Genomic DNA, 672 nt, shown 5'->3' with positions numbered 1-672 from the left:
CGAACCAGATGCCACGGTAGATGTGAATGGAGAAAGTGTAGTGAATGATACCGACTTACTGACCGATACGGATAAAGGGAATATCATACCTGACAATGTGTTTGACCATACTGACCCGCACCCATCTGCCACCTACCAACATGCCTATGTGCTTAATGGTAATGCCAGTGGCAGGGCTGGCTCTGTAGTACAGTTTAATGTAGGCGCAGGCGATGTGGTGAACTCCAAAGTACAGGTAAAACTGTTTAACATCACCAGCAACCAGGTAGTAGACCCTGTAGCGATAGGTGGTATACTAACCAACATATTAACCTCAGGTACTACACCAGTATCAGAAGGAGTGACAGGCTCCATCTCCTCAGGTTATGGCCCTACAGGCGGACTGTTTGGTACAGATGGTTTTGATTATGATGACACCCAGCCGATGGTGTTTTTGAACATGCTGTTTATACCAGCAGACGGATTTGATGAGGTGACCGATGCCCACTTTAAATATGTGCAGGTGACCAATGCCAACAATGTTTGGGAAGAGCTGACCCTACCAGAGTTTGAAGCAGAGGAACCCGGCACAGTGATGATCTATGTGAGTAATGAAGGTGGCGTACAGCTGGAAGCCTACTTCGATGACATGAATGTAGTGGTAGACGAACACCCTGTGATACAGAAGGATGA

Annotated in this window: 1 protein-coding gene; it reads left to right on the top strand. The window is 47.0% G+C overall.

The features are described from left to right. The coding region (locus E1140_RS21150) for a hypothetical protein (RefSeq protein WP_185153311.1) at positions 1 to 672 on the top strand (672 nt) is incomplete at both ends.

Origin of the sequence: Fulvivirga lutimaris, assembly GCF_009711525.1 — a bacterium.
Classification (GTDB): domain Bacteria; phylum Bacteroidota; class Bacteroidia; order Cytophagales; family Cyclobacteriaceae; genus Fulvivirga; species Fulvivirga lutimaris.
The sequence above is the reverse complement of the archived record's forward strand: the minus strand, read 5'-3'. Positions and strand labels throughout refer to the sequence as shown.